This is a genomic window from Rhizobium giardinii bv. giardinii H152 (genome assembly GCF_000379605.1).
Lineage (GTDB): Bacteria > Pseudomonadota > Alphaproteobacteria > Rhizobiales > Rhizobiaceae > Pararhizobium > Pararhizobium giardinii.
This window is the reverse complement of record NZ_KB902746.1, coordinates 32254-56572: the sequence shown is the minus strand read 5'-3', so window position 1 is coordinate 56572 and position 24319 is coordinate 32254. Positions and strand designations below refer to the sequence as shown.

Annotated in this window: 22 protein-coding genes; 17 read left to right on the top strand and 5 right to left on the bottom strand. The window is 59.8% G+C overall.

All coding sequences use genetic code 11. The annotated features are described in order from the left end of the window. The first annotated feature begins 21 nt into the window (after positions 1–21). Positions 22–804, top strand: a complete 783-nt coding sequence (locus A3AY_RS0132205; RefSeq protein WP_018329784.1) for a hypothetical protein — start codon at positions 22–24, stop codon at positions 802–804. 78 nt (positions 805–882) lie between these two features. On the opposite strand, the gene A3AY_RS37270 is transcribed toward A3AY_RS0132205, so the two are convergent. Beyond that, complete coding sequence (locus tag A3AY_RS37270) at positions 883–1446, bottom strand: transglutaminase-like cysteine peptidase (protein ID WP_051108455.1); 564 nt, start codon at positions 1444–1446, stop codon at positions 883–885. A gap of 903 nt (positions 1447–2349) precedes the next feature. On the opposite strand from A3AY_RS37270, the gene A3AY_RS0132190 reads away from it, so the two are divergent. From A3AY_RS0132190 to A3AY_RS0132180, 3 genes are all read left to right on the top strand, one after another. Then, positions 2350–4299, top strand: a complete 1950-nt coding sequence (locus tag A3AY_RS0132190; RefSeq protein ID WP_018329781.1) for a PrkA family serine protein kinase — start codon at positions 2350–2352, stop codon at positions 4297–4299. A gap of 139 nt (positions 4300–4438) precedes the next feature. Next, positions 4439–5755, top strand: coding sequence for a YeaH/YhbH family protein (locus tag A3AY_RS0132185; RefSeq protein WP_018329779.1), 1317 nt, complete (start codon positions 4439–4441; stop codon positions 5753–5755). Positions 5756–5767: 12 nt separating this feature from the next. Continuing rightward, complete coding sequence (locus A3AY_RS0132180; RefSeq protein WP_018329778.1) at positions 5768–7303, top strand: SpoVR family protein; 1536 nt, start codon at positions 5768–5770, stop codon at positions 7301–7303. A gap of 25 nt (positions 7304–7328) precedes the next feature. Here A3AY_RS0132180 and A3AY_RS0132175 read toward each other — a convergent pair whose 3' ends face one another. Continuing rightward, complete coding sequence (locus A3AY_RS0132175; protein ID WP_018329777.1) at positions 7329–7520, bottom strand: hypothetical protein; 192 nt, start codon at positions 7518–7520, stop codon at positions 7329–7331. Between the two features lie 533 nt (positions 7521–8053). On the opposite strand from A3AY_RS0132175, the gene A3AY_RS0132170 reads away from it, so the two are divergent. The 5 genes from A3AY_RS0132170 (at position 8054) to A3AY_RS0132150 (ending at position 12745) form a co-directional block, all read left to right on the top strand. Beyond that, entirely contained in the window at positions 8054–9439 is a 1386-nt protein-coding gene (locus A3AY_RS0132170) for an Ig-like domain-containing protein (protein WP_018329776.1), read from the top strand. A gap of 206 nt (positions 9440–9645) precedes the next feature. Continuing rightward, positions 9646–9960: a DUF6074 family protein gene (locus A3AY_RS0132165; RefSeq protein ID WP_018329775.1), complete on the top strand. Its 315-nt coding sequence runs from the start codon at positions 9646–9648 to the stop codon at positions 9958–9960. 228 nt (positions 9961–10188) lie between these two features. After that, positions 10189–11493: a nicotinate phosphoribosyltransferase gene (gene pncB, locus A3AY_RS0132160; protein WP_018329774.1), complete on the top strand. Its 1305-nt coding sequence runs from the start codon at positions 10189–10191 to the stop codon at positions 11491–11493. Positions 11494–11584: 91 nt separating this feature from the next. After that, positions 11585–12175: an ankyrin repeat domain-containing protein gene (locus A3AY_RS0132155; protein ID WP_051108454.1), complete on the top strand. Its 591-nt coding sequence runs from the start codon at positions 11585–11587 to the stop codon at positions 12173–12175. A gap of 45 nt (positions 12176–12220) precedes the next feature. Then, a complete protein-coding gene (locus A3AY_RS0132150) occupies positions 12221–12745 on the top strand; it encodes a YHS domain-containing (seleno)protein (RefSeq protein WP_018329772.1) in 525 nt (174 codons plus the stop codon). Positions 12746–12768: 23 nt separating this feature from the next. Here A3AY_RS0132150 and A3AY_RS0132145 read toward each other — a convergent pair whose 3' ends face one another. Then, positions 12769–14988 (bottom strand): adenylate/guanylate cyclase domain-containing protein, encoded by a 2220-nt coding sequence (locus A3AY_RS0132145; protein WP_018329771.1) that lies wholly within the window; start codon positions 14986–14988, stop codon positions 12769–12771. A gap of 362 nt (positions 14989–15350) precedes the next feature. Continuing rightward, a complete protein-coding gene (locus A3AY_RS36750; RefSeq protein ID WP_018329770.1) occupies positions 15351–15614 on the bottom strand; it encodes a hypothetical protein in 264 nt (87 codons plus the stop codon). 129 nt (positions 15615–15743) lie between these two features. Between A3AY_RS36750 and A3AY_RS0132135 the strand changes: the two genes are divergently transcribed. The 5 genes from A3AY_RS0132135 to A3AY_RS0132115 all read left to right on the top strand — a co-directional run bounded on the left by A3AY_RS0132135 (position 15744) and on the right by A3AY_RS0132115 (position 21087). After that, complete coding sequence (locus A3AY_RS0132135; protein WP_026204047.1) at positions 15744–16409, top strand: TetR/AcrR family transcriptional regulator; 666 nt, start codon at positions 15744–15746, stop codon at positions 16407–16409. A 171-nt stretch (positions 16410–16580) separates the two neighbouring features. Then, the gene (locus A3AY_RS0132130) at positions 16581–17399 is read left to right on the top strand and encodes an N-formylglutamate amidohydrolase (RefSeq protein WP_018329768.1); all 819 of its coding nucleotides are present in this window, start codon (positions 16581–16583) and stop codon (positions 17397–17399) included. Then, entirely contained in the window at positions 17396–19294 is a 1899-nt protein-coding gene (locus tag A3AY_RS0132125) for a flavohemoglobin expression-modulating QEGLA motif protein (RefSeq protein ID WP_018329767.1), read from the top strand. The genes A3AY_RS0132130 and A3AY_RS0132125 overlap by 4 nt, the downstream gene beginning before the upstream one ends. An 8-nt stretch (positions 19295–19302) precedes the next feature. Then, complete coding sequence (locus A3AY_RS0132120; RefSeq protein ID WP_018329766.1) at positions 19303–20349, top strand: glutathione synthase; 1047 nt, start codon at positions 19303–19305, stop codon at positions 20347–20349. Positions 20350–20406: 57 nt separating this feature from the next. Beyond that, positions 20407–21087 carry a spermine/spermidine synthase domain-containing protein gene (locus A3AY_RS0132115; RefSeq protein ID WP_018329765.1) on the top strand — a complete coding sequence of 227 codons (681 nt, stop codon included), beginning with the start codon at positions 20407–20409 and terminating at the stop codon, positions 21085–21087. A gap of 10 nt (positions 21088–21097) precedes the next feature. On the opposite strand, the gene A3AY_RS0132110 is transcribed toward A3AY_RS0132115, so the two are convergent. After that, entirely contained in the window at positions 21098–21466 is a 369-nt protein-coding gene (locus A3AY_RS0132110; protein WP_018329764.1) for a hypothetical protein, read from the bottom strand. Positions 21467–21782: 316 nt separating this feature from the next. Between A3AY_RS0132110 and A3AY_RS36745 the strand changes: the two genes are divergently transcribed. The 3 genes from A3AY_RS36745 (at position 21783) to A3AY_RS36735 (ending at position 24189) form a co-directional block, all read left to right on the top strand. Next, positions 21783–22013: a DUF2934 domain-containing protein gene (locus tag A3AY_RS36745; protein ID WP_018329763.1), complete on the top strand. Its 231-nt coding sequence runs from the start codon at positions 21783–21785 to the stop codon at positions 22011–22013. Between the two features lie 228 nt (positions 22014–22241). Then, positions 22242–23720 (top strand): glycogen synthase GlgA, encoded by a 1479-nt coding sequence (gene glgA / locus A3AY_RS36740; protein WP_051108459.1) that lies wholly within the window; start codon positions 22242–22244, stop codon positions 23718–23720. Between the two features lie 85 nt (positions 23721–23805). Further along, the gene (locus A3AY_RS36735; RefSeq protein WP_018329761.1) at positions 23806–24189 is read left to right on the top strand and encodes a response regulator; all 384 of its coding nucleotides are present in this window, start codon (positions 23806–23808) and stop codon (positions 24187–24189) included. Positions 24190–24319 lie beyond the last annotated feature (130 nt).

Genomic DNA, 24319 nt, shown 5'->3' with positions numbered 1-24319 from the left:
AATCTTCAACGGGAGGTCACTATGGCTATTTCGAAACTAATTGGCCAAAGCATCCTCGCTTTGGCCATTGCGGCTGCCCCGGTGGCAAGCGGCACCTTCGGCATCGCCGGCACGGCCTTTGCGAAGGACGGCAACGGCAACTCCGGCGGTGGCGGCGGTAATGGTGGCGGCAACGGCAATGGAGGCGGCCGCGGCAGCGACAGCCATGGAAAGTCTGGCGAGGCGCACTCAGGCAAGGGCACGCACTCGGACAAGAGCACCAAGGGCAAAAGCGCGGATCACACGCCGACGCTGAAGTCGCTTTTTTCATTCGGGAAGAAATCCGAAAAGTCAGCTGCCACTGAAAAGGCGCCGAAGGCAGCCAAGACAGTCAAGGCGGCCAAGACGACGGTTGTGGTAGAAAAGGCCGACACCGCCGCAATAAGTTCGCTCAATCGGAATTATCATGCCTACCTCAATTCGAACGATCCCCGCATGGCGGCGATTTCGGCCTATGCGATAGCCTATGCGGAATTCGAATCCGAAAACGGCACTGACGTCATTCCCGCCGATCCGGCTCTGAGCGACGAGGCATTGCGAGATGCGCTCGCCGACTTCACCAAGGACGGCGTTGTCACCGATGAGACGTTGGAGGACGCCAAGGAAATCCTGGGTGTCGGGCCAGCGGTCGGCAAGATCGACGAAATCCGTGAGACGCTGCCGGAAACGACAGCTGAAACGTCACCTGAAACGACGATTGAAACGACAACTGAAACAACCACTGAAACAACAACGACGACGATTGAAGTCGATACTGCAAACTAAGCATCCGCGTGGCCGGCCAGGATCTGACCTGCCGGCTACGCCTCCCGAAGGCTGGTCACTCGGCGGCGTTCACATCGCTTAGCGAAGGTATGCGGTGCGTCGCAGGTTATCGAGGACGATCTCGCCCCGGTCCGTTTTCACGACCAGCACGACATGGCTTTCGCCGAAGCGGCGGCCGACGACGACGCGCATCGCTGTCGCGGGAACGCCGGCTCGAATGAGCCTGCGTCGCTTTGTCATGACATAGTCGTCGCAATCCCCACTGGCGACGTCAGCCGACCACACATCGACGGTTTCCCGCCGAGGGATGATTGCGCCGTTGACCTGGGTTTGCACCTTGCTCACGAGTTGCATCAGCGGAGCCGAATAGCGGACGAATCTCGGCCCCTTGGTCGGGCACTCATCGATGTGATCCATGCAGTATATGCTGAATGCCATCGGTTCAGCAGCGCTTACGAAGGACAGGAGCGCCGACGCCAGCCAGAAAAAAACGGCCAGGACCCCGATCGTCATTGGTCCGAAGATCAGGAGCAAGGACCAGTTGCGGCCATTGCGGCGCGGGAAGGTGTGCATGTCATCGGCGATATGGCCCGAGGTGCTATCCGGCTGTCTGCCAGATAAGGCTGGATGGAACGTCCTCATTGTCAAATTCCCTTGCTCGCGGCGCACGACAAGGCGCGCTGCGTTCAGCAGAAAAATCGGCTGGGTTGCTGGTAAGGTTTGAGATTACCGGTGACCGCGTGCCTGTTGGCGCAAGTCTTGGCGCACGGCCAAGTCTGCGGTTGGCTACAGACTGTCAGTCCGCGCTCTCGATGATCGGGCTGGCGCTACGTCGACCAAATATGCATTTTTGTCTCCCCATTCAGCACGTTGGTGTTCCCGGCTCCCTGCGATCCCCTGGGGGGCGGGAACGTGCGCCGGAGATCGGCCCCTCTATCCGGCACTGAACCGATAAGCCATTTTTACCATGTCACGGTTGCGGTAGGCAGAATGATACAAGCGGTAGGGGCCAACGCTTTGGGGTAGTCGGGCGCCGTCGCAAGAGGTATGGTGGTATTGCCGGATGAGGGTGCCAAACGCCGGAAGGGTGGCGCCCGCATGGGGCTGCTACTTTCGCGGGTATGGTTAGCAAGCCTGATTATACGAAATGGGCGTCAAACACCCTCATCCAACGCGACGGATTCGGCGATCAGCTATCGATTGCGCCATCCATTGTGATGACGCGGGCGCGATGGCGACCGGCCGCTTCGTACTTTGAAACGGTGACGATGACGATGGATTCCTCGTTATAATTGGGCACTTAGAATTGCCATCGGGGGCGGTCTTCACTACACTACTGAGTCGGTGCAACGGGTACACCGACGTGTCTTATCCCGGTATTGGCCACCGGCGCGCATGCGCAACTTGTCGCTTGGCGCCACCCTGCAAATTCAATGCTAATGCCGGTTATGTGAAGGAACTTTACTACAAGGGAAACCGTTGATCTCATGAGCGAGCCGATCAGCCAGCGATCCCGTCGCAACCAATCGGCCGCGGGAGAGCATGATGCCAAAAGGTGAAACAGACGTCTTCGATCTCTTTTCGGAGATTTACACCAGCGCAGCGCAAGAGGAGATCAGCCTCCAGGAATATCTCCTTGCATGCCGTGATGACAAGAACATGTACGCCACCGCGCAGGAGCGGATGGTCGCAGCGATCGGAGACCCGACCTTCGTCGAGACTAGTTCGGACGAGCGGCTCGGCAGGATCTTCTCCAACCGAACAATCAAGATCTATCCCGCCTTCTCCGATTTCTACGGTATGGAGGATACGATCGAGCGGATCGTCGGCTATTTCCGCTATGCCGCCCAGGGCCTCGAAGAACGCAAGCAGATCCTCTATCTGCTCGGACCGGTCGGCGGCGGCAAGTCGTCGCTGGCAGAGCGACTGAAGAAGCTGATGGAGCAGCGACCGATCTATACGCTGATGGTCGGCGGCAAGATCAGCCCCGTCTTCGAATCTCCACTCGGCCTGTTCCATCCCGAACGCATGGCCGACCTTCTGGAAGACAAATACGGCATCGCCCGGCGGCGCCTCACCGGACTGATTTCACCCTGGGCGACCAAGCGGCTCGACGAGGTGGGCGGCGATATCTCGAAATTCAGCGTCGTGAAGCTGATGCCGTCCCGTCTGCGCCAGATCGGCATCGCCAAGACCGAACCGGGCGACGAAAACAACCAGGACGTCTCGTCGCTGGTCGGCAAGGTCGACATCCGCCAGCTGGAAAACTTCAGCCAGGCCGATCCCGACGCCTATTCCTACAGCGGCGGGCTGAACCGGACGACGCAGGGACTGCTCGAATTCGTCGAAATGTTCAAGGCGCCGATCAAGGTCCTGCACCCGCTTCTGACGGCCACGCAGGAGAGCAACTACAACGGCACGGAGAACTTCGGCGCCTTTCCCTATCAGGGCATTGTCGTTGCCCATTCGAACGAATCCGAATGGCTGCAGTTCAAGAACAACAAGAACAACGAGGCATTCCTCGACCGCATTCTGGTGGTCAAGGTGCCTTATTGCCTGCGCGTCACCGAAGAACGGCAGATCTACGAAAAGCTCCTTCGCGAAAGCGAACTGGCCAACAATCCGTGCGCCCCGGAGGTGCTTGAAAATCTGAGCCGCTTCACCGTTTCGACACGGCTCGCAGAGCATGAGAACTCGCCCCTCTACACGAAGATGCGGGTCTATGACGGCGAAAACCTGAAGGACATCGATCCGAAGGCGAAATCGGTGCAGGAATATCGCGATGCCGCCGGCGTCGATGAGGGCATGACGGGCGTCAGCACCCGCTTCGCTTTTAAGGTGCTGTCGGAGACTTTCAACTACGACACCAAGGAAATAGCCGCCGATCCGGTGCATCTCATGTACATCATGGAGCAGGCGATCCGACGCGAGCAGTTTCCCAAGGAGACGGAGGCAGCCTATCTCGACTTCATCAAGTCGGAACTGGCGGCCCGCTATGCCGAGTTCATCGGCCACGAAATCCAGAAGGCCTATCTGGAATCCTACAGCGAATACGGCCAGAACCTGTTTGACCGCTATATCGCCTATGCCGATGCATGGCTCGAGGATCAGGACTTCAAGGATCCCGACACCGGGCAGATTCTCAACCGGACAGTCCTCGATAACGAACTGTCGCAGATCGAGAAACCGGCCGGCATCGCCAACCCGAAGGACTTCCGTAACGAGGTCGTCAAGTTCACGCTGCGCGCCCGCGCCAAGAACCATGGCCGAAATCCGTCTTGGATGAGCTATGAAAAGCTGCGCGAAGTGATCGAAAAGCGTATGTTCGGCCAAGTGGAAGATCTGTTGCCGGTAATCAGCTTTGGTTCCAAGAAAGACAGTGCCACCGAAAAGCAGCATGCAGAGTTCGTCCACCGCATGATCGAGCGCGGATATACCGAAAGGCAGGTTCGGCGGCTCGTTGAGTGGTACATGCGCGTCAACAAGGCGGGGTGAGGGTAGGGATGTCCAGAGCCGGATGATTTCAGGTCGAATCCACTTGAAACCGGAATCCGCCTCTCAATTCAAGAGTTGGAGCATGATGTCGCCCGAAAGCCGCTTCATACTTTTCGGCTTCATGCTCCTGGGGTAGTCCATGCCGAATTTCATCGACCGTCGCCTCAATCCGAAAGACAAGAGCCTCGGCAACAGGCGGCGTTTCCTGAAGCGCGCACGCGAGGAACTGAAGCGGACCATCAAGGAGCACGTCAAGACGGACCGCATCGCCGATGTGGACGCTGGGCACAAGGTGCCTATGCCGGTGGGCGGTTCCAATGAGCCGACATTCCGGCCGGCGCGTGACAGTGGTGATCGGGAATATGTCCTGCCGGGCAACCGCGAATACACCCCGGGAGATCGCATTGAGAAACAGGGCGGCGGCGGCGGTGGGACAGGGTCGGGTGCCGGCACCGGCAAGGATGAGGACGACTTCCAGTTCCTGCTGTCGCGTGAGGAAGTGCTCGATCTCTTCTTCGAGGACCTTGAACTTCCCGACATGATCAAGCTCAGCCTGAAGGAAGCCGTTGCCTTCAAGCCGCGACGGGCAGGCTTTGCCACCAGCGGCTCTCCGACGAACATCAATGTCGGCCGCACCATGCGCAATAGCTATGGCCGGCGCATCGCGCTGCACCGGCCGGGGCGAAAGGCGGTCGAGGCGCTCGCCGAGGAAATCGCCCAGTTGGAAGCGGAAATGAGCCTGGACGCATCAAAGCGTCAACGCCTGCAAGCGCTGCGTGAGGAACTCGATGTGCTGGAGCGCCGGCGCCGGCGCATCCCTTACGTCGATCCCGTCGACATCCGCTTCAACCGTTTCGAGCGCCAGCCGCTGCCGAACGCCAATGCCGTGATGTTTTGCCTGATGGACGTTTCGAGCTCCATGGGCGAGCGGGAGAAGGATCTCGCCAAACGCTTCTTCGTTCTGCTGCACCTGTTTCTGAAGCGGCGCTACGATCGGATCGACATGGTTTTCATCCGCCACACCGATGAGGCCGGCGAGGTCGATGAGGACACCTTCTTCTACAGCACGCAAAGCGGCGGCACGGTGGTATCCACCGCGCTGGAGGAAATGCTCAACATCATCCGCGAACGTTACCCCGCGAAGGAATGGAACATCTATGCGGCGCAGGCGTCGGACGGCGACAATATCCCCCGCGATTCGGAACGCTGCTCAGCGATATTAAACGGGGCGTTGATGCGTCTGTGCCAATACTACGCCTATGTCGAGATCATCGATGAACGGGAGACCGAGATTTTTGGGTCGACCGACAACGGCACGTCGCTCTGGCGCGCTTATCGCACCGTCGATGACAAGTGGCCGAATTTCCAGATGACTCGGATCGCACGGCCTTCCGACATCTATCCTGTCTTTCGGAAGCTCTTCGCCAGGCAGCCGACCATGCAGTTTCGCAGTTGATTGGAGCCGGCAATGGCAAAGAGCGCCACGTCACAACTGTTATTTCACAGTTCCGACTGGAATTTCAAAACGTTGTCGCGTGCTTATGACGGCATCGAGACGATCGCGCTCGATGAGCTCGGTCTCAACGTCTATCCCAACCAGCTCGAAATCATCTCCGCCGAGCAGATGCTCGATGCCTATTCTTCCGTTGGCATGCCGCTGATGTATCAGCATTGGTCCTTCGGCAAGCGCTTCGTTTTCGAGGAGCACCACTATCGCAAGGGCCATCACGGCCTTGCCTACGAACTGGTGATCAATTCCAACCCTTGCATCACCTACCTGATGGAAGGGAACACCATGGCAATGCAGACCCTGGTGACCGCCCACGCTTCCTTCGGCCATAATCACTTCTTCAAAAACAACTACCTGTTTCGACAGTGGACGGACGCCAATGCCATCCTGAGCTATATGGAGTTTTCCAAGAAATACATCGCGAAATGCGAGGAGCGCCATGGAACATCCGCCGTGGAGGCTATTCTCGATTCCGCGCATGCGCTGATGGAGCAAGGTGTTTTCCGCTCCCGCCGGCCGCCCCGACTGTCCTCCAAGAAAGAGCAGGAGCGAGCCCGCGAACGGCTGGAATATGAGGAGCAGACCTACAGCGATCTGTGGAGGACGCTGCCGCGCTCCGCCGAGCGTCCCAACCCGGAAGAGGCCGAGCGCGAAGCCTTGGAGCGAAAGAAAGTGCTTAATCTGCCGGAAGAGAATCTGCTTTATTTTCTGGAGAAGAACAGCCTTATCCTTGAGCCGTGGCAGCGCGAACTCTTGCGGATCGTGCGTGTCATTGCCCAGTATTTCTATCCGCAGCGTCAGACGAAGGTGATGAACGAGGGATGCGCAACCTTCGTGCACTACACCATCATCAACCGGCTGTTCGACCAGGGCAAGATCAGCGAAGGCGCGATCCTGGAAATGCTCCACAGCCACTCAAGCGTCGTCTTTCAGCCGACCTTCGATGATCCGCGCTACTCGGGTATCAATCCCTATGCGCTCGGATTTGCCATGATGCAGGAGATCGAGCGCATTTGTAACAATCCGACATCGGAGGATCGCGACTGGTTTCCGCACATAGCCGGCAGCGGCCAGTGGCGCGAAACGCTTCTCGATGCCTGGGCAAACCACAGGGATGAGTCCTTCATCCTGCAATATCTCAGTCCTGCTCTGATCCGTAAGTTCAGGCTGTTCCTGCTGACGGATCAGCGGAATGAAAAATATTGCGAGGTTGCGGCAATTCATAACGAGCGCGGCTACCGGGCTGTCCGCGCAGCCCTCGCCAAGAGCTACGACATCGGCGCGAACCAGCCGGACGTACAAGTCGTGGATGTCGACCTGCTGGGCGATCGCCAGCTGCGCCTGCGGCACAACATCAAGAACGGCATCCTTCTGGAAGAAAAGGAACGCGACGCCACCCTTCAGCACGTTCGCCATCTGTGGGGCTATGACGTGAGCCTGGTCGGCATCGACGCGGAAACAGGCAAAGTGCGGTATGAGTGCGCGACGGCGTAGCTTCGAATGGGCGATAAATCAGCGATCAATATCGAAACCGCGGCTTTTTCGGCGGAGCGTTGACTTCGAGTTCGTGCCGGCTGGCGAAACGGCCCAGCATTTGAATGATCTTGCGCGCTTCGGCCTTGTCGATTCCATTTTTCTTGCAGTGACTGGCGACCTCATAAGTCGGCTTTGAATGTCTTTGGGTCTGTCGATTGTCGATGTGATGCGTCATGGCTTTCCTCCGCTTTTTTGAAAAACGTAGGAGAGAAGCCGATGTTCCCGGCCATAGGGCAATTTCCGTTGCCGAAAAAGACGGCAACCAAAAGCATATACGCCTATCGACGTAAGCGGCAACCGGAACAGGCCGACCGGCGGCTGAGAAACCGGTCGCGGACCGGTCCCGTACCGTAATCGTTCATCGACCGTTCGTACTTATTTTATCGATATCTTATGGACGGATGCCTGCCACGACGTGTAACGCGCAGGGACGAGTTCTGTCCCAGAATCGTGCACATTGTCGTAGGTCACCAATGCGGGACCAACCGCTGCGGACTGCCACATCCGCTATAGATCGCTGATTATTTGCAATAAAGGCAGGGGAGGAACAGGGGTGCCCTTTCTATCGGGACGGCTCATTGAGCAACTCTCCTAACGGATTGCTAAGGCAGTCCACATGCGGCGACCTGCGGTACCGTTTCACGATTGTCGGTTTCCATTCCTCGCGGTAAAACCTCCCACCTGCGCGCGTAACCCTGGAAGAAGCTGATGCCGACACTAAGCAATGGTAGCGAGCTCAACGTTTGGGAAGACACGAACAATGAGAGCCCTGATGCAGTTGTTTTCACGATAGCAGAGCCCGATGGCGACGTCGTCGGTCCGGTTGGAGTCCGGCAGGACTATTTTTTTGGTTGGGTGGACCTGGCTTCAGTCGACGTCTTCGACGGTTTCTTCGCCGTTACGACCTTCACCAACGACGGTCGGACGGAGATCTTCACGACGTTGGAAACGCACGTCTTCGACAACCAAGGCAACTATATCCGTACGCTCTCGGTCGAGGCCGCCTATCGTTCGGCGGAGGTCGTCTCTATTGTCGCCCCAAGTCCTGATGACATTACCGTGACGTGGCTGGGCGCGAACGAATATTTCGGCGGTGAAAACACCCAGTATGGCGAGCATGCAATCATTCTAGAAAACGGTGCGCTACAGCCCGACACCCTGATAAATCACTCTCCCGCGGTGGCCGATCTAACCTTCACGCTGTCGCCCGGACAATCTCTCGACGATGTCAAGTTCAGCGCGTCGGATGCTGATTTCGACTTATTGAGCTTTGTCGTCGTGGACGGGCCGGAGCACGGCACGGTGGAGCAGGAGACGCGATATGATGGCGGTTATTATCCGTTTTACCAGGGCCAATATGCCGGGAGCCTGCACTATCACCAGGACTACCTGAAGGGGAACTATTTCGACTACGTTCCGCAAGCCGGGTTTGCCGGGACGGACAGCTTTACAGTCTACGCCACCGATGGCCAGGGCAACAGCAATCTGGCGACCATTACCATCATGCTTGCCGAAGCCATCGCTCTGACCGACGTTGGAGATACCGTCAGCTACAAAAGCTACGACCATCCCGTCCTGGTCGCCGCAATGGGCGGCAACGACCGGGTCATCGGTAGCCAGTTCAACGATTCCCTCGATGGCGGAGGTGGTCACGACCGCCTGCGGGGCGGCGCGGGTGACGATACCATTTCCGGCGGTACGGGCTGCGATCGCCTCCGGGGCGCCGGCGGCGATGACGTCCTCAGCGGCGGCGCAGGTCGTGACAAGCTGTCGGGTGGGATGGGGCACGACGCCTTCGTCTTCGACGCCGCACTGGGGCCGGAAAACGACGACAGGATCCTGGATTTTCGCTCTGGCGATGACGTGTTCAAACTGGACAGCTCCGTCTTCGCCGGGCTTTCCGCCGGCGCTCTTGATGGCGGGTCGTTCGTCATCGGCAAGGCGGCGGTCGATGCAGCCGACCGCATCGTTTATGACAAAAGCACCGGCAGCCTGCTGTTCGATTCCGACGGCGACGGTGGTGCGGCGGCAATCAGGTTTGCCATTGTGTCTGGTGGCCGCGCACTGGCAGCGGACGATTTCCTGATTATCTAGAGAGATGATCTCCCGCTTTGGACCGGCCAGCCGTTTCATGTGCCGCCGTGGAAGGGTGGCGCGAAAGTCGGCATGGTGCCGCCGTCACCGGTTTCTCCATCACAAAACGGTGTGAAGGACCCGAAATGAGGGAAGATCACGCAGTAGATACGAAGCGTTAACCATATGCTTTGTAAACAAGATTCGGGAACATGGAGAACCGCCGGATGAGTGCTGCGTTGAAGGATGTGCGTTTTTCGGAATCGGAAGAACGGGTCGTGCCGTTCCCGCTGGCAGGGCAGGTGGGCCTGGTGCGGCGCTGTGCGTCGGAACTTGAAAATATTCACGGGCAAGCCGCACTTCACTACTGGAAATGCGAGTGCCGGGCGCTGGCCGAACGGCTGAGGACGCTTGGCTGCACCGATGATGCGATCTCGCAACAGGTCATGGCGTTCCAGACGGAAGTCCAGGTCGAAATGATGCGACGCTATTCGGATCGTCTTGCTGGCGAAGCGCAGGACGGTTACCGCCTTAATCCATGAGATTATATTCTCGTCTGCAGTCCTGATTTGGACGGATTGCGGCCGTAGCATCAGGGCGAGACCAGTCCGCCCGACACGCAGTGCTGGCCAGTTGCACTCCTCTTTTGGTGCGTGGAGATGATTTGCTATTTGCATCAGCCTGTTGCCCCGGAGCCGGGTACCGTGTCATGAGTGCGTGGTGAGCCGCACAGGCATGTGATTGAAGGGCAGGACGCGGGGAGTTTTTTCATGACCAAGACGGATATCGCCCGTCGCGTCTACGACAATGCCTGGAAGCTCGATCCGGTGGTACGCAGCCTGCTCGATACGGACTTCTACAAGCTGCTGATGCTGCAGATGATCTGGCGCCTTTATCCGGAGGTCGACGCGACCTTTTCGCTGATCAACCGCACCAAGACCGTGCTTTTGACGGACGAGATCGACGAGCAGGAGTTGCGCGAGCAACTCGACTATGTGCGCGGCCTGCGTTTCACAAAAAAGGAAATGATCTGGCTTGCGGGCAACACCTTCTATGGCCGCAAGCAGATCTTCGCCCCCGATTTCCTCGCCTGGCTCGCCGATTTTCAGCTGCCGGATTACGAGCTGTCGCGCCGTCACGGCCAATACGAGCTGACCTTCCCGGGTAAGTGGACGCACACGACCATGTGGGAAATCCCGGCTCTGGCGATCATCAACGAGCTCCGCTCGCGCACGGCCATGAAGGACATGGGCCCCTTCGCGCTTGATGTGCTCTATGCCCGGGCCAAGGCCAAGATGTGGTCGAAGGTCGAGCAACTCAGAACCTATCCCGACCTGCGTATCTCCGACTTCGGCACGCGCCGCCGCCACAGTTTCCTCTGGCAGCGGTGGTGCGTCGAGGCGCTGAAGGAAGGCATCGGCAAATCCTTTTCCGGCACCAGCAACGTGCTGCTTGCAATGGATACCGATCTTGAGGCGCTCGGCACCAATGCGCACGAGCTGCCGATGGTGGCAGCCGCGCTCGCCCGCACTGATCAGGACCTTCGCGAAGCGCCTTATAAGGTGTTGCAGGACTGGAACCAGCTTTATGGCGGCAACCTTCTGATCGTCCTTCCCGATGCGTTTGGAACCGCCGCCTTCCTGCGCAACGCGCCCGGCTGGGTTGCCGATTGGACGGGTTTTCGTCCCGACAGCGCGCCGCCGATCGAAGGCGGCGAGAAGATCATCGCCTGGTGGCAGAAGATGGGTCGTGATCCGAAAGAGAAGCTGCTGATCTTCTCCGACGGCCTCGACGTCGAGACGATTCTCCAGACCTACCGGCATTTCCGGGGCAGGGTGCGGATGAGCTTCGGCTGGGGCACGAACCTGACCAACGATTTCGCCGGCTGCGCGCCGATGGAGATCAGCGGGCTCAATCCCATTTCGATCGTCTGCAAGGTGAGCGACGCCAATGGTCGTCCCGCCGTCAAGCTCTCCGACAATCCCCGCAAGGCAACCGGCGAGCCTTCGGAAGTCGAGCGCTACCTGAAGTTCTTCGGAACGGAGGACTTTGCCGAGCAGGTGGTGAAGGTCTGACCGCTTCAGCGCAATTGTTGTTCCTGCGAACCGCCTGTGATACTTTGGCCAGTCGTCTTGCGGGGCCGAAGGTGAGCACGGAGGCTGTGTGATGAACCCTCTCTACACGTCCGCTTTGGGAGCCATGCTATGGGCCGCCGCTGCTCCAGCCGGTCCTTTGCACGATGCCTCCAAGAATGGCGATGTCGAAGGCACGAAACGCTTGTTGGACCAAGGCCTTGACGTGGCCGAACCCGACAGCGCCGGTGAGCCGCCCCTGCTCCTGGCATCCCTCGCTGGACACCCCGGCGTCGTCGCCGTGCTGCTGGAGCGCGGCGTCGATATCGAAATTCGCAACAAAGGCGGGCTGACCGCGTTGCATGCGGCGGCCTATGGCGGAAATCTCGACGTCGTGAAGCTGCTCGTCGCCAAGGGGGCGGCGGTGAACGACAGCAAGAATTTCTACAAGATGACACCGCTCCATGCGGCGGCTGAAGAGGGCCATGCGGATGTGGTCGCCTTCTTGCTGGCCAACAAGGCGGACATCGAAGCAAAGGAAAGAAACGGCTACACGCCTTTGACCCAGGCTGGGTGGCGCGAGCATTGGGATGCGGCGGACCTTTTGTTGAAGGCAGGCGCAACCTGCCAGGACGCCGCGCTCGTCGGCCCCTGGCTCTATACAGAATGCACGAAACGAAAGTGACCTCTCGTCGCAGCACCAAGCCGCGCCCGTAAAACGGAGTGTGTTATGTCTGATCACAAACGAAACCGCTGGAATAGGAGCGCCCGCGCCCTCGGCTTCACCGCGTCCCTGTTGCTCTTTGCCCAGCCTTCATTGGCCGAAGACTTCGTCAATACCGGCTATTTTGGCGACGTCGCCATCAAAGGATATGATCCCGTGGCCTATTTCACCCAGAACGAGGCCGTGGAGGGATCCGCGAAGTATAGCCATCGCTGGCTGGGCGCCACGTGGCATTTTGCCAGTGCAGAAAATCGCGATCTTTTCATAAAGGAGCCGGCCAAGTACGCACCGCAATATGGCGGTTATTGCGCTGACGGGGTGTCTTTGGGAACCGTCACCACCAATATCGACCCAAAGGCGTGGCGGATCATCGAGGGCAAACTCTATATCAATTATGATCCGGGCGCTGCCGACGGCTTTGCAAAAAGCCCGACCAAGGTCGTCAATTCGAAAAAGCATTGGTCAGACGTGCAGCACACGCTTGTTTCGGAAAAGCTGCATACGGACTGGAGAAACAACAACGCCAGGTAGTCTGGCAGGCGCTCGCGCCTGATTCATGGGGGCGCGAGCGAAAAGAACTTCACGGCTTGTGGCGTGACGTGAACATATTGCGCCGCGGGGTCCTGCCTGGTCGTGTTGCGGTAGATGTAGCCGCAGACCATACGATCAAGGAACGAGCCGCCGAACGTTTCGCACAGGCGATTGTCCGCAACCTCGACGATCCCGGTGATGCTGGTATTGGCAGTGCGGTAGGCGGTGTTTCCTGCCTTGTCGAAGTGCTGGATGAAATCGGTGCCGTTTTTGTGTTTGCCGATCCAGGTCTTGTCGTCGATGAGGTTGCGCAGTTCGGTGCCTGCGACCCGATCGGTCTCTTTTCCGTCAAAGCCGAACGGCCATTCGGGAATGCCGGCCGCCCGCAGGTTGGTCAGATGATATTGGAGATCACCCTCGCGCCAGTAGTCATAGAGGTAGCTGTAATAGGTAAGGTTGGTATCGGGAAACAACTGCAGGAGCCTTGCCGCCGCCTCGGCCCCGCTTACCCGGTCTCCCCCCGCCGCATACGCTGCGGCCAGGTATTCGTGCGCAGGCTCGGCGTCGGGCAGGGCGGTCCTCGCGGCTTCCATCAGCGGAATGCCTCTGTCGTTTTCGCGTGCGGTATAGAAGACGATGCCAGCCAGCAATTGAAAACTCGGCGGAGGCGACGGATCAAGCCGCAGGGCTTTCTCCATCTGGGCAACCGCTTGGTCATGATTGCCGGTATGCGCCAGTATCAGCGCGAGGTTCCCGAATGCTTCCGCATCGTTCGGCTGGGCGGCAACGGCCCTGTTTGCCGAGTCCATCGCCTCCGCGTCGCGCCCGTCGACAAGCTGCAGCAGGGCAAGAACAGTGTGTGCGCGCGCATTGGTGGGATCGAGCTTCAAAGCCTGCCCCGCGGCATCATAAGCTATCTTGCGGGCCACCGCCGCCGACCAGAGAAACGTGTAGTCATTGCGCCAGACATCGACGGCCACGCGGGCGATCCCTGCATGCGCATTGGCAAATTCGGGATCGAGATCGATCGCCTTCTGGTAAAAGGATAGCGTCCGGCGATAGGTCTCGACGTCGCTGTAGGTGACGCCCTCCTGCTCGGCTCTCAGATAGTAGTCATAGGCTTCCAGGTTGTTGGTCGGAATGCGCGCCAACTGGTCTCGTTCTCCTTCGCTCAGCTTGACGGCTAAAGCCGAGATGATCTTGGATATGACGTCGTCCTGCACCGCGAAGAGATCGGCATATTGGCGATCATAGCGCTCGGCCCAGAGGGAAAGGCCGGTCACGGCGTCAATCAGCTTGACGTTGATCCGCAGTCTTGACCCTGCGCCCTGCAAACTGCCTTCCAGCACATAGTGCACGCCGAGTTCGGCTGCGACGTCCTGAACCTTGGCGGGCGTATTCGCGATCGCGAAAACCGAATGGCGGGCGATCACGAACAACCCGGAAACCTTCGACAGTTCCGTGATGAGATCATCCGTCAGGCCTTGGGCCAGATGATCGTGTTCCTTGTCACCGCTGACATTGATGAAGGGCAGCACCGCAACTGACGGCTTGTCCGGCAGCGGATAGGCGAACCGGTTGATCGGCGACGGTTCCTCGATCAGCACCCATGGCTGCCACCACAAGGAAGCACCCGTCAACAAAAGGACAGCGACCGCTGCAATCGCGGCCGGAATGTGCCAGCGGCGCGGGCTTTTCCGGGCAAAAACTGTGCTACCCGCCGCGGCCGGATCAAGGACGACATGGTAGGCGCGAACAGGTTCGCCGATATTCTTGACCTTCTGTTCGCCGAGAGACGCGTAGCCGACCGAGAGCTTCGATTTCACCTGGTCATAGGCCGCCCCCGAAATGGCGATGCCGCCGGGCCTGGCGAGCGTCTGTATCCGGTCCGCGATGTTGACGCTCTCGCCATGGATGTCCTCACCTTCGACGATGATGTCCCCGAGGTTGACGCCGATCCGGAATTCCAGCCGCTCACCGGGGGGCAGGGCCGCATTCATTTTCGCCTTCTGCTGCTGCACGTTGACGGCACAGCGCAAGGCGTCAACGACACTGTGGAACTCGACCAGCAGGCCGTCGCCCATGGTCTTGACCAGACGGCCGCTGTGTTCTGCGATCTGCGGCTCGAATATCTCCTTCATGTCGCGCTGGAAGCGGAAGCGCGTTCCCTCCTCGTCGATCTCGCTCAAGCGGCTATAACCAACGACATCGGCGATGAGGATTGCAGCGAGGTGACGCTCCATGTCCGGACTTTCTCGGAGTGCGGCGATCCTACTCTAGCGCAGGTCCGACAGCGATGCCATTGCGGCGGTCTGCCGGTGATTGACGAGAAGCCTGCGGACGTTCCTGGTGGGCAAAGCGGAATAGAACTGGTTGCGCAGATGATGCGGAACAGAGGGTTTTGCGATAACAAGCGGTCAATATTGACGTCATGCGAGCTTTTGCCGTGCACTGACGCTTGAAGGGATCGATCGCGCCAATACCGATCGCCGCCGCGCGGTATAAGCTTCGCCGGCCTCTAAAACAAAAACCCAGCCGGTGGAGGAGTCCGGCTGGGTTGAGTTGCGCATTCTTTTTAGGGACGCGCCGGGAGGATAGGGTGTCGTTACGCGCTCATGCGCAGGACGTCTGAGCGTGAGGCAAGCGGGTGTACCATCGACAGCAGCCGGCGTTTCGGCGCGGCAAGAAGATTGGCCGTATGGTTCTTGGCGCTCAACGTTCCGGGCTGTGTCTGGCGAAGTGCGCTGGCAGCGGAGTAAAGGAGCGTTTTCATCTCGTTTGTGGTGACGCCATCCGCACGCATGACGGCGCGGATCATCGGATCGGTCAAAACCTCAGTGATGGTCAGATCGCTGTTTGCCAGGTGCATCGGGGTATTCCTTCGGGTTCATCGTCTTTTCCGGCGGGGCGGATCCTGGCCGGGGTCTCGAACTTGACAGTAGATTTCTAGGGTGTTACCAGTAAGTAACATCCGTATAGTTACCGACCGGTCACACCCATGTCAAGAAGCCTCGTCAGTAAAAATTCGAAATCCGTATCGAACGTGAAACCGGCGGATGTAAGGCCGGAAAAAAATGATTGTCCGCAGCTTAAGCTTGCGCCCCGAGATCGTATCGTTTCAACGGCTTGCGAGCTTTTCCGGCAGCACGGTATCCGCGGCATCGGCGTCGATGCCATCGCCGAAGCAGCCGACACCAACAAGATGACCCTCTACCGTCATTTCGGCTCCAAGGACGACCTGATCTGCGAAACATTGAGGTTCAAGTCAGAACAGGCTTCAGCCTTCTGGGACGAACTCGAGGCTCAGCACCCGAACGACCCGCTGGCGCGTTTGCACGGCTGGGTCAAAGCCCGGGCCCAATGTCTTGCGGATAATCAGTACGGCTGCGATCTCGCCAACGCCGCGGTCGAACTCAAGGAACAGGGCCATCCCGCCCATGCGGTGATCGAGACCTTTAAGCTCGCCCAGCGCCGCCGGCTGGAAGCACTCTGCCGGGACGTCGGTGTCAGCGAACCCGAACTTTTGTCAGACACGCTCTCGATGCTGATGGAAGGCGCGCAGGTGAGCAAGCTTGCGACGGGCAGCGAGGGCCCATCGATGCGCTTCTTGCGTGCCTGCGAGGCGGCGATCGCTTCATTCTGCCAACCGGCGGCGACGCCCTAAGCCCAGGCCGGCGCGGAGTTTTCGAGCCCGCCAGCAACCGTTCCGCGGGAGGGGCTGATGCCCGGCCGGCGCGAAACGTTCCATGGAACAAAACCCATTTCCCTCCATTTACTCGTTGAGTGAGAAAGACACCGGGCAGTTTCGCCGCTGTCTGCCAACGAGAAGGACGGTATGCCCTCTTTCCAGGAAATCGTAGAATCCGATCCGCTGGGCTGGTGGTCGGCGCATCGCGGCGCCTCGCCCGTGGTCGGCACGGCCATTCACAACGGCCATCATCTGCGCAGCGATCTGAAAGACCTGATTACGCTCGACGACGACGAGCGGTTGCGCGAGGAGGATCCCTTCACGGAATTCTTCATCCGCGACCTTCCCAACCGCATCGTCGTCCACCGCTCGCGTTTCGAGGTCGACATCAACCGTGCTCGCGACGGCGCAATCTATTTCCGGCCGGAACAGGCCTGGGGGTTGAAGGTCTGGAAGGACCCGCTGCCTGAGACTGCCGTAGCGACCTCGCTGCAGGTTCACGATGCCTACTATGCCATGCTGGAGACCTATCTGCGCGGGATCGAGCAACAGTACGGCGCCTTCGTCCTTCTTGACATTCATAGTTACAACCACCGCCGCGACGGCGTCGATGCACCCGAAATGGCCTTCGCCAAGGCGCCGCAGATCAATATCGGCACCTCCTCGATGGACCGCCAGCGCTGGGCCCCGGTACTCGACCCGTTCATGGAGCAGTTGCGCAGTTTCGAATTCCGCGGCGAACGGATGGACGTGCGGGAAAACGTCGCGTTCCAGGGCAGGGGCGAACAGACGCGTTTCGTCCATGAGCGCTTCCCCGAAACCGGCTGCGCCATCGCCATCGAGTTCAAGAAGGTCTTCATGGACGAATGGACGGGGGAGCCGGATATCGAGGCGTTGCAGGCCATGCGGCGGATGATCCGGCTTTCCGTGCCGCTGCTCGAACAAGCAGCCCGGGGGCGATCATGACCCGCACCCACCACAGGGATCGTGACAGGCCCGCCGTTTATCCCGAATGGCTGGAGGAGATTCTCGGCTGCATCCGCGCCGACAAGCCGGTGCGCAAGGATTTTGAGCACGGCGGACGTCTCCATATCGACCGGCCGCTGCCCTTCCTGTCACTCTTCCTGATCCGGGGCCGCCAGGACATCGCAGCGCGCGACGTCGCCGCCGCCAATGCCTCCTATCTCATCGCCAACAATCTGGAGGAAGCTCTGCCGATCGTTGCGGCGGTCGGCGGCGTTCTCAAAGAGCGGTTCGGCGCCTTCATGCTGCTGGACGTCGATGAACTGGAACATGATACGTTGCTCACCGACGATTCACCCTATCTGCCGCCATTCGAGATCAGGATTGCCGCCACTGGCGAGCCCGCCGCCGAGGAGGCCGAGACGGCATTGGCGGAGGGGGTCGATATAAGGCAGGTCAAGTTCCGCACCCCTCATGTCGAGCGATTTGCGCTGGAGACCGATTTCCAGGCAACGGCGCTGGCGCGGAAAACGGGATTTTCGCTGGTCGCGGTGCGGTTTGCGCCGATCTACCGGCAGCCGGAATCGGGCAAGATCTATCCTGACTTGCGGGAACGCCTGATCGCCAACATCTTCGACGCCGGTCTGAGGGCTTTCGCCGCCTTCGTCGCTGCAACGCAGACCCTCAAGATCACCACCCACCGCGCCCTCGGCCGAAAGGCCTTCGTCGATGCGGTGAGCCGGGCCGACCGCAGCATTGACGAAGTCGCAGCGAGCTTCGACTTTCTGCTCGCTGTCACGCCGATCAATGCAGACGCCGCCTGGCAGGAGTTCAAGGCAGGCAACTTCAAGCGCGCTCCGCGGTTTCTCTATCGGCCGCTGTCCGTGCAGGTCGAGGTGGAAAAGCGCAAGCTCTTCTCGGTCGCCTTCGACCGCTTCGAGGATCCGGTTCTCTACCATCTCTATCGCGAGAAGCAACAGGAGCTTGATCTGCAGCTCTCACTGATCACGGCGCGCGAGACCAGCCGCTTCGTTGAGTACAGCCGCGCGCTCTACGGTCCCGTCGAGGCGACTTTGCACCGCAGTGCAGCCGAAATCCTGGCTAAAACCGCGAAAGCCGCCCATGACGGCGATGATGGCGAAGCCGGCAACGAGATCGCCGACTGCCGCGACGTCGAAATCGCCGCACGTGCGATGATCGTCAGCTATCAGCGCCAATATGAGGGGTTCACGGCAGAGATCGAATTGCGCGACGACCTGCCGCCCGGCCTGCTGGTGTCGGACGGCCGCCTGCTCATTTCCCGAACCACCCGGGTGCCAGCCAGCCGCGTCGATGCGCTGCTTAGCCACGAAATCGGGGTCCACCTGCTCACCTATTTCAACGGGTCGGCGCAGGGCCTGCGGCTTTTCCGGTCGGGTCTCGCCGGCTACGAGGGCATGCAGGAGGGCCTTGCCGTCTTTTCCGAATACATGGCCGGTGGCATGACGATCGCGCGTTTGCGCCTCGTCGCGGCTCGCGTCGTCGCTTGTGCGGCGATGCTCGAAGGACGGCCGTTTGCCGAAACCTACGACATGCTTGTCGGCGAGCACGGGTTTGGCCCGGCCACGGCGTTCAACGTGGCCCTGCGGCTTTACCGCGGCGGGGGGCTTGCCAAGGATGCCATCTATCTGCGCGGCCTCATGGAACTGCTTGATCACTTGAAAGCGGGTGGCGCGCTCGATCCCTTCTGGATGGGCAAGATTTCCGCGTCGCATTTCCGGGTGATGCAGGAACTCAGCCTGCGCGGCTTGCTTAAAATGCCCGTCATCCGCCCCGCCTTCCTCGTCCATCCCCATGCACAGGCCCGTCTCGACAAGGCGCGGGCGGGAATGACCCCACTCGACATGGTCACAAGCTAGGAGCCGCCATGCGTATCGCATTCTTCGTCAATTCGATCGAAAGCGAGGAGGTCGGGTTCACGACGACAGCGCTGGCGATGGTCGCTGTCGCTCGCGGGCATGACGTCTATTACGTCGCCCCGGGTGATTTCGTGCTGCGGCCGGACGACAGCCTGATGGTAAGGGCAACGGTGGTACCTGCCGCGAAATACAAGGATCCGCAAGCCTTTCACGATGCTTTTCAGCGCGAGGATGCCCATATCCAAACCATCGACGTGCGGGAGCTCGACGTCATTTTCCTGCGCAACGATCCGTCGCTGGATTCGGAAGATCGCCCCTGGGCGGCTCATATCGGCGTCATGTTTGGGCGGCTTGCCAGCGAGCGCGGCACGATCGTCGTCAACGATCCCTTGGGTTTGACGCTGGCGCAGAACAAGCTCTATTTCCAGGACTTTCCCGAGGCTGTGCGCCCTACCACGCTGATTTCCAAGAGCATCGAGGAAATCCGCGCCTTCATCGCCGATCACCGCAAAGGTGTGATCATCAAGCCGCTGCAGGGCTCCGGAGGCAAGAATGTCTTCAAGATCGCCACGCCCAACGATGCCAATCTCAACCAGATCTTCGAAGCAGTCAGCGGAGAGGGCTACCTGATCGCGCAGGCCTACCTACCGGAGGCAAAGGCCGGCGACACGCGCCTTTTCCTGATGAACGGCAGGCCGTTGAGCCGCGACGGCGTCTACGCCGCCTTCCGACGCGTTCCGGCCAAGGGAGATCTGCGCTCGAACATGCATGCCGCCGGCACGGCGGAGGCGGCAAAGATCACGGATGGCATCCTGGCGGTTGCCGAGATGGTCCGCCCGAAACTGATCGAAGACGGCATGTTCCTTGTCGGCCTCGATATCGTCGGCGACAAGATCCTGGAGATCAACGTCTTCACGCCCGGCGGGCTCCCCGATATCGCCGGCATGCACAAGATCGATTTCTCCGAGGAAATTATCGCGGCACTGGAAGACAAGATCTCCATTCGCAAGACCTATGCAGGCGCGATTTCCAATCGGGCGCTGGCGACGCTTTGAGCTGTATTGCGCTGTCATCTGTGCTATCGCGTGCGCCTCTGACGATTGGAAGCGCCCGTGATCCCCTGGACCCACATTGACACAGCGATAATGCCGGACGGCGGCGGTGAACTGCGCCTGAAGCAGCGCGGCAGCGAATTCTCCATCATGCTCGGCACCATCGAATTGATGAACAGCCGACTGAGTGGCTCCGAGGAGCAGTTGGCGCGCTTGTCCTACGGGCGGATCCGCAATCGACCTCGACCGCATATGCTGATCGGCGGGCTCGGCATGGGCTTTACGCTGCGGGCGGCACTGGCCGAACTCCCCGCCGATGGGCGCGTGACAGTCGGCGAACTCGTTCCCGCCGTGGTCGGCTGGGCGCGCGGGCCGATGGCGGAAGTGTTCGGCGGTTGTCTTGACGATCCCAGGGTGACCATTCGCGAAGGCGATGTCGGTCGCCTCATCCAGTCGGCGGCAAGTGCCTATGATGCTATCCTTCTCGATGTCGATAACGGGCCTGAAGGCCTGACCCGCAAGGCCAACGACGATCTCTACACCGTGGCTGGCCTGCGGGCCGCGCGCCGGGCGTTGCGGCCGAACGGCGTTCTCGCCGTCTGGTCGTCGGCGCCGGATGCAGGATTTACGCGCCGGCTAAGGGATGCCGGATTTGTCGTCGAGGAACTCAAGGTGCGAGCCAGTACCAGGGGCGGCGGCGCGCGCCATGTGATCTGGATGGCGACGAAGAACGGCAAATAGGTCGGGTGGCTTACAGGCCTTCCCGCTCCAGCAAGATGCGGACTTCTTCGAACCGGCGCTTGTTCTCCGGGTTGCGCTCGCTCGCCGAATAGCAGGTGCTGGCAAGGCAGAACCGCTGCAACCCGAACGGTGCCGTCGTGTTGGCGAATTCGCACGAGATCATGTCGACCATGTCCTTCTTCTCGACACCGTCGCGGGTGGAGTAGGTTAGGCGCGCGCCGGGCGGTTTGAGTTCGGGAAAGGATTGGACGACGCCGGTGCGCAGATTGTCCGACATCAGCAGATGCTTCGCCACTTTGACACACAGGCCTTCGACCTTCAGCGACTGGGCAGCAGCCGGAGTGGCGGCCAGCGCCAGAACCAGACCGATTATCTTCATGGCGCGCACTCCTTAAAAGCCAGCCCCGGCCGGCGCGACCTGTATAACGGTCTGCGTCGCCTTTCGGTTCCATGCAGGGCTGTGCAAAACGGGGTGCGCCGGTTGAAATGTAATTTCCCGACGAGCGAAGCGGGCGTAAACTCGCGCCCTCGATTTGTTTTTCACGCGCCTTTTCAGGAATCTGAAAACGCGTTACCTTGAAATTCCCGGTTTTGCCGTCTGAAGGATACACACGGCAAAAGTGCGCGCCGGCGTCATATTGAACCAAGCGCTATCGTCGCAGTTATTGTTGGCTATGTGCAAAGGGAGAAAGCAAATGACGGATATCAGCGAAGACGACATCAGGAAACGTGCATACGCAGTCTGGGAAGCGTCGGGCTGCCCGGAGGGTAGCCATGAAGAGCATTGGCTGACTGCATTGCAGCAGTTGAAGGAGGAAGCCGCCGCCGGTATTCCGCAGAAGACGACCCGGGGCTCGAAACTTTCGGTCGTCAAGAACGACCCGGTAAATGCGCCCGCCCCCAAGAAACGCACCCGCACTGTCTGAATCCCCTTGCGGGGTGGCGGCGAACCGGCACTCCGCAGAAGGACCACGCGATCGGCGCGCATCTCGTTCGGATGCGCGCCGATCGTATGCTTGTTCCGTGACCTGATTTTTTTCGCAGCCGCTGCGCTTTTTCTGCGGACATCCGCTTCGCTTTGCAACATCATGGGAGAGAGCGGCCGATGCCGCTGCCTTGCGATCGTAACCGTCCGTACAAGGAATGTAACCTGCGTGAAGATACTTTCGGTGACGTCGGAAATCTTTCCGTTGATCAAGACCGGCGGCCTTGCCGACGTAACGGGCTCATTGCCCAAGGCACTTGCCGGCTACAACTGCTACACGCGTACCCTGGTTCCTGGCTATCCGACGCTGTTTGCCAAGCTCACGGGCGCCCAGCAGGTACATTTCTTCCCCGATCTCTTCGGCGCTCCAGCCTCGCTTCTCGAGGCCCGCTACGAGCAACTCGACCTGTTGATCCTCGATGCCCCGGCGCTTTACAATCGCCCCGGCGGCCCCTATCTCGATGAAACCGGCCACGATCACGTCGACAACTGGAAGCGCTTCGCGGTCCTGTCCTACGTGGCATCGGCCATCGCTGGTGGCCTGATCAGGGCCTGGTCGCCGGACGTCGTCCACACGCATGACTGGCAGACGGCGCTGACCTCCGTCTACATGAAATATTCGACCAATGCCCGGAACGTGCCGAGCGTGCTGACCATCCACAATCTGGCTTTTCAAGGCCAGTTCCCGACCTCCGTCGTCAGCCAGATCGGCCTGCCGCCCGAGGCCGTTTCGCTCGATTGCCTCGAATATTACGGCGATATCAGCTATCTCAAGGGCGGTATTCGCACAGCTACCGCCATCACCACGGTCAGCCCCACCTATGCCCGCGAGGTGATTTCGCCCGAACTGGGCATGGGCATGGCGGGAGCCCTTGGTTCGCGACCGCGGGCACTGACGGGTATCGTAAACGGCATCGACACCGAAATCTGGAACCCCGCTACGGACGCCCATCTGCCCGCCACCTATGACCACAAGAGCATAAGGCTGAGAAGCCGGAACCGTGCGAAACTCCTGGAAACATTCAGGCTCGATAACGGTCCCGGACCGATCTTTGCGGCCGTCACCCGGCTGACCTGGCAGAAGGGCGGCGACATGCTGGCCGAGGTAGCCGAGGAAATCTCGCAACTCGGCGGCAGGCTGATCGTGCTCGGCAAGGGCGAAGAACACATCGAGACGGCCCTTCTCGCCGCCGCCGGCCGCCACCCCGACCGCATCGGCGTCCGGATCGGCTATGACGAGGTGACGGCCCATCTCATTCACGGCGGTGCCGATGTCGTCATCCAGCCGTCCCGCTTCGAGCCCTGCGGCCTCACCCAGCTTTATGCCCTGCGCTACGGTGCCGTGCCCGTGGTGTCGCGCACGGGCGGACTGTCCGAAACGATCATCGACGCCAATGACGCGGCGATCTCGGCCCGGGTGGCGACCGGCTTCCAGTTCCATCCGGCGACTTCCGAGAACCTCCGCCTCTCGATTCATCGGGCTTTTGCGGCCTATCACGACCCGAAGAAATGGGCGCGTCTTCAGAACCAGGGCATGAAGGCGAATTTCTCCTGGGAGCGAAGTGCCGAACAGTATGCGGCGCTCTATGCCCAGCTCATTCCGGACCGCCGGATGATGGCGATCGTTCCGTCGAAAGCTGCGGAATAGAAGGCGCCGGCGCCATGGCGTCGGCTGTCTTGAACGCGGTTGCGCTGGGAGCACGACGTGTGTCGAAGAGGAAAGCGGTGGAACGGTGACCTGCGGCAAGTACACCATCCTGATCTGCGAAGACGATTGGCTGATCCGCTCTGGCACGATCGAGGTGCTTGAAGAGCAGGGCCATACGGTCTTCGAAGCAGCCGATGCGACCACGGCGCTGGCGATCCTGTCGGAACGACCGATCGATGTTCTTGTCACTGACATAGGCTTGCCCGACATGTCGGGCGTCTTGCTGGCCAGGCGGGCCAAGGTGATGGTTGCGGACTTGCCTGTCGTCTTCGTGACCGGCCACAGCGAAGTGGAGGACATACAAGCGGGACCGGCTGTCCAACTCGTCTCCAAGCCGTATTCCAGCGAAAGGCTGGCGGCGGCAATCGCGCTGGTGACGACAGGTGGAAAGGTTTGCCGGACGATATGAGTATTTGTCCCGAAATCAGGTAGGATGGTGCAAAACCCGGTGCGTGTCGTTTTACTTGCCACAGGCAGGTGACAACGTGCCGCGGCAATGCTCTAACTTTCTGTATGAGAGTGCTGTGGGGCGGCACGGA

What these genes read in the sequence shown, in the direction of transcription:
- A3AY_RS0132205 (WP_018329784.1), top strand. Translation starts at nt 22, where the DNA reads ATGGCTATTTCGAAACTAATTGGCCAAAGCATCCTCGCTTTGGCCATT.
- A3AY_RS37270 (WP_051108455.1), bottom strand. Translation starts at nt 1,446, where the DNA reads ATGAGGACGTTCCATCCAGCCTTATCTGGCAGACAGCCGGATAGCACC.
- A3AY_RS0132190 (WP_018329781.1), top strand. Translation starts at nt 2,350, where the DNA reads ATGCCAAAAGGTGAAACAGACGTCTTCGATCTCTTTTCGGAGATTTAC.
- A3AY_RS0132185 (WP_018329779.1), top strand. Translation starts at nt 4,439, where the DNA reads ATGCCGAATTTCATCGACCGTCGCCTCAATCCGAAAGACAAGAGCCTC.
- A3AY_RS0132180 (WP_018329778.1), top strand. Translation starts at nt 5,768, where the DNA reads ATGGCAAAGAGCGCCACGTCACAACTGTTATTTCACAGTTCCGACTGG.
- A3AY_RS0132175 (WP_018329777.1), bottom strand. Translation starts at nt 7,520, where the DNA reads ATGACGCATCACATCGACAATCGACAGACCCAAAGACATTCAAAGCCG.
- A3AY_RS0132170 (WP_018329776.1), top strand. Translation starts at nt 8,054, where the DNA reads ATGCCGACACTAAGCAATGGTAGCGAGCTCAACGTTTGGGAAGACACG.
- A3AY_RS0132165 (WP_018329775.1), top strand. Translation starts at nt 9,646, where the DNA reads ATGAGTGCTGCGTTGAAGGATGTGCGTTTTTCGGAATCGGAAGAACGG.
- pncB (WP_018329774.1), top strand. Translation starts at nt 10,189, where the DNA reads ATGACCAAGACGGATATCGCCCGTCGCGTCTACGACAATGCCTGGAAG.
- A3AY_RS0132155 (WP_051108454.1), top strand. Translation starts at nt 11,585, where the DNA reads ATGAACCCTCTCTACACGTCCGCTTTGGGAGCCATGCTATGGGCCGCC.
- A3AY_RS0132150 (WP_018329772.1), top strand. Translation starts at nt 12,221, where the DNA reads ATGTCTGATCACAAACGAAACCGCTGGAATAGGAGCGCCCGCGCCCTC.
- A3AY_RS0132145 (WP_018329771.1), bottom strand. Translation starts at nt 14,988, where the DNA reads ATGGAGCGTCACCTCGCTGCAATCCTCATCGCCGATGTCGTTGGTTAT.
- A3AY_RS36750 (WP_018329770.1), bottom strand. Translation starts at nt 15,614, where the DNA reads ATGCACCTGGCAAACAGCGATCTGACCATCACTGAGGTTTTGACCGAT.
- A3AY_RS0132135 (WP_026204047.1), top strand. Translation starts at nt 15,744, where the DNA reads ATGTCAAGAAGCCTCGTCAGTAAAAATTCGAAATCCGTATCGAACGTG.
- A3AY_RS0132130 (WP_018329768.1), top strand. Translation starts at nt 16,581, where the DNA reads ATGCCCTCTTTCCAGGAAATCGTAGAATCCGATCCGCTGGGCTGGTGG.
- A3AY_RS0132125 (WP_018329767.1), top strand. Translation starts at nt 17,396, where the DNA reads ATGACCCGCACCCACCACAGGGATCGTGACAGGCCCGCCGTTTATCCC.
- A3AY_RS0132120 (WP_018329766.1), top strand. Translation starts at nt 19,303, where the DNA reads ATGCGTATCGCATTCTTCGTCAATTCGATCGAAAGCGAGGAGGTCGGG.
- A3AY_RS0132110 (WP_018329764.1), bottom strand. Translation starts at nt 21,466, where the DNA reads ATGAAGATAATCGGTCTGGTTCTGGCGCTGGCCGCCACTCCGGCTGCT.
- A3AY_RS36745 (WP_018329763.1), top strand. Translation starts at nt 21,783, where the DNA reads ATGACGGATATCAGCGAAGACGACATCAGGAAACGTGCATACGCAGTC.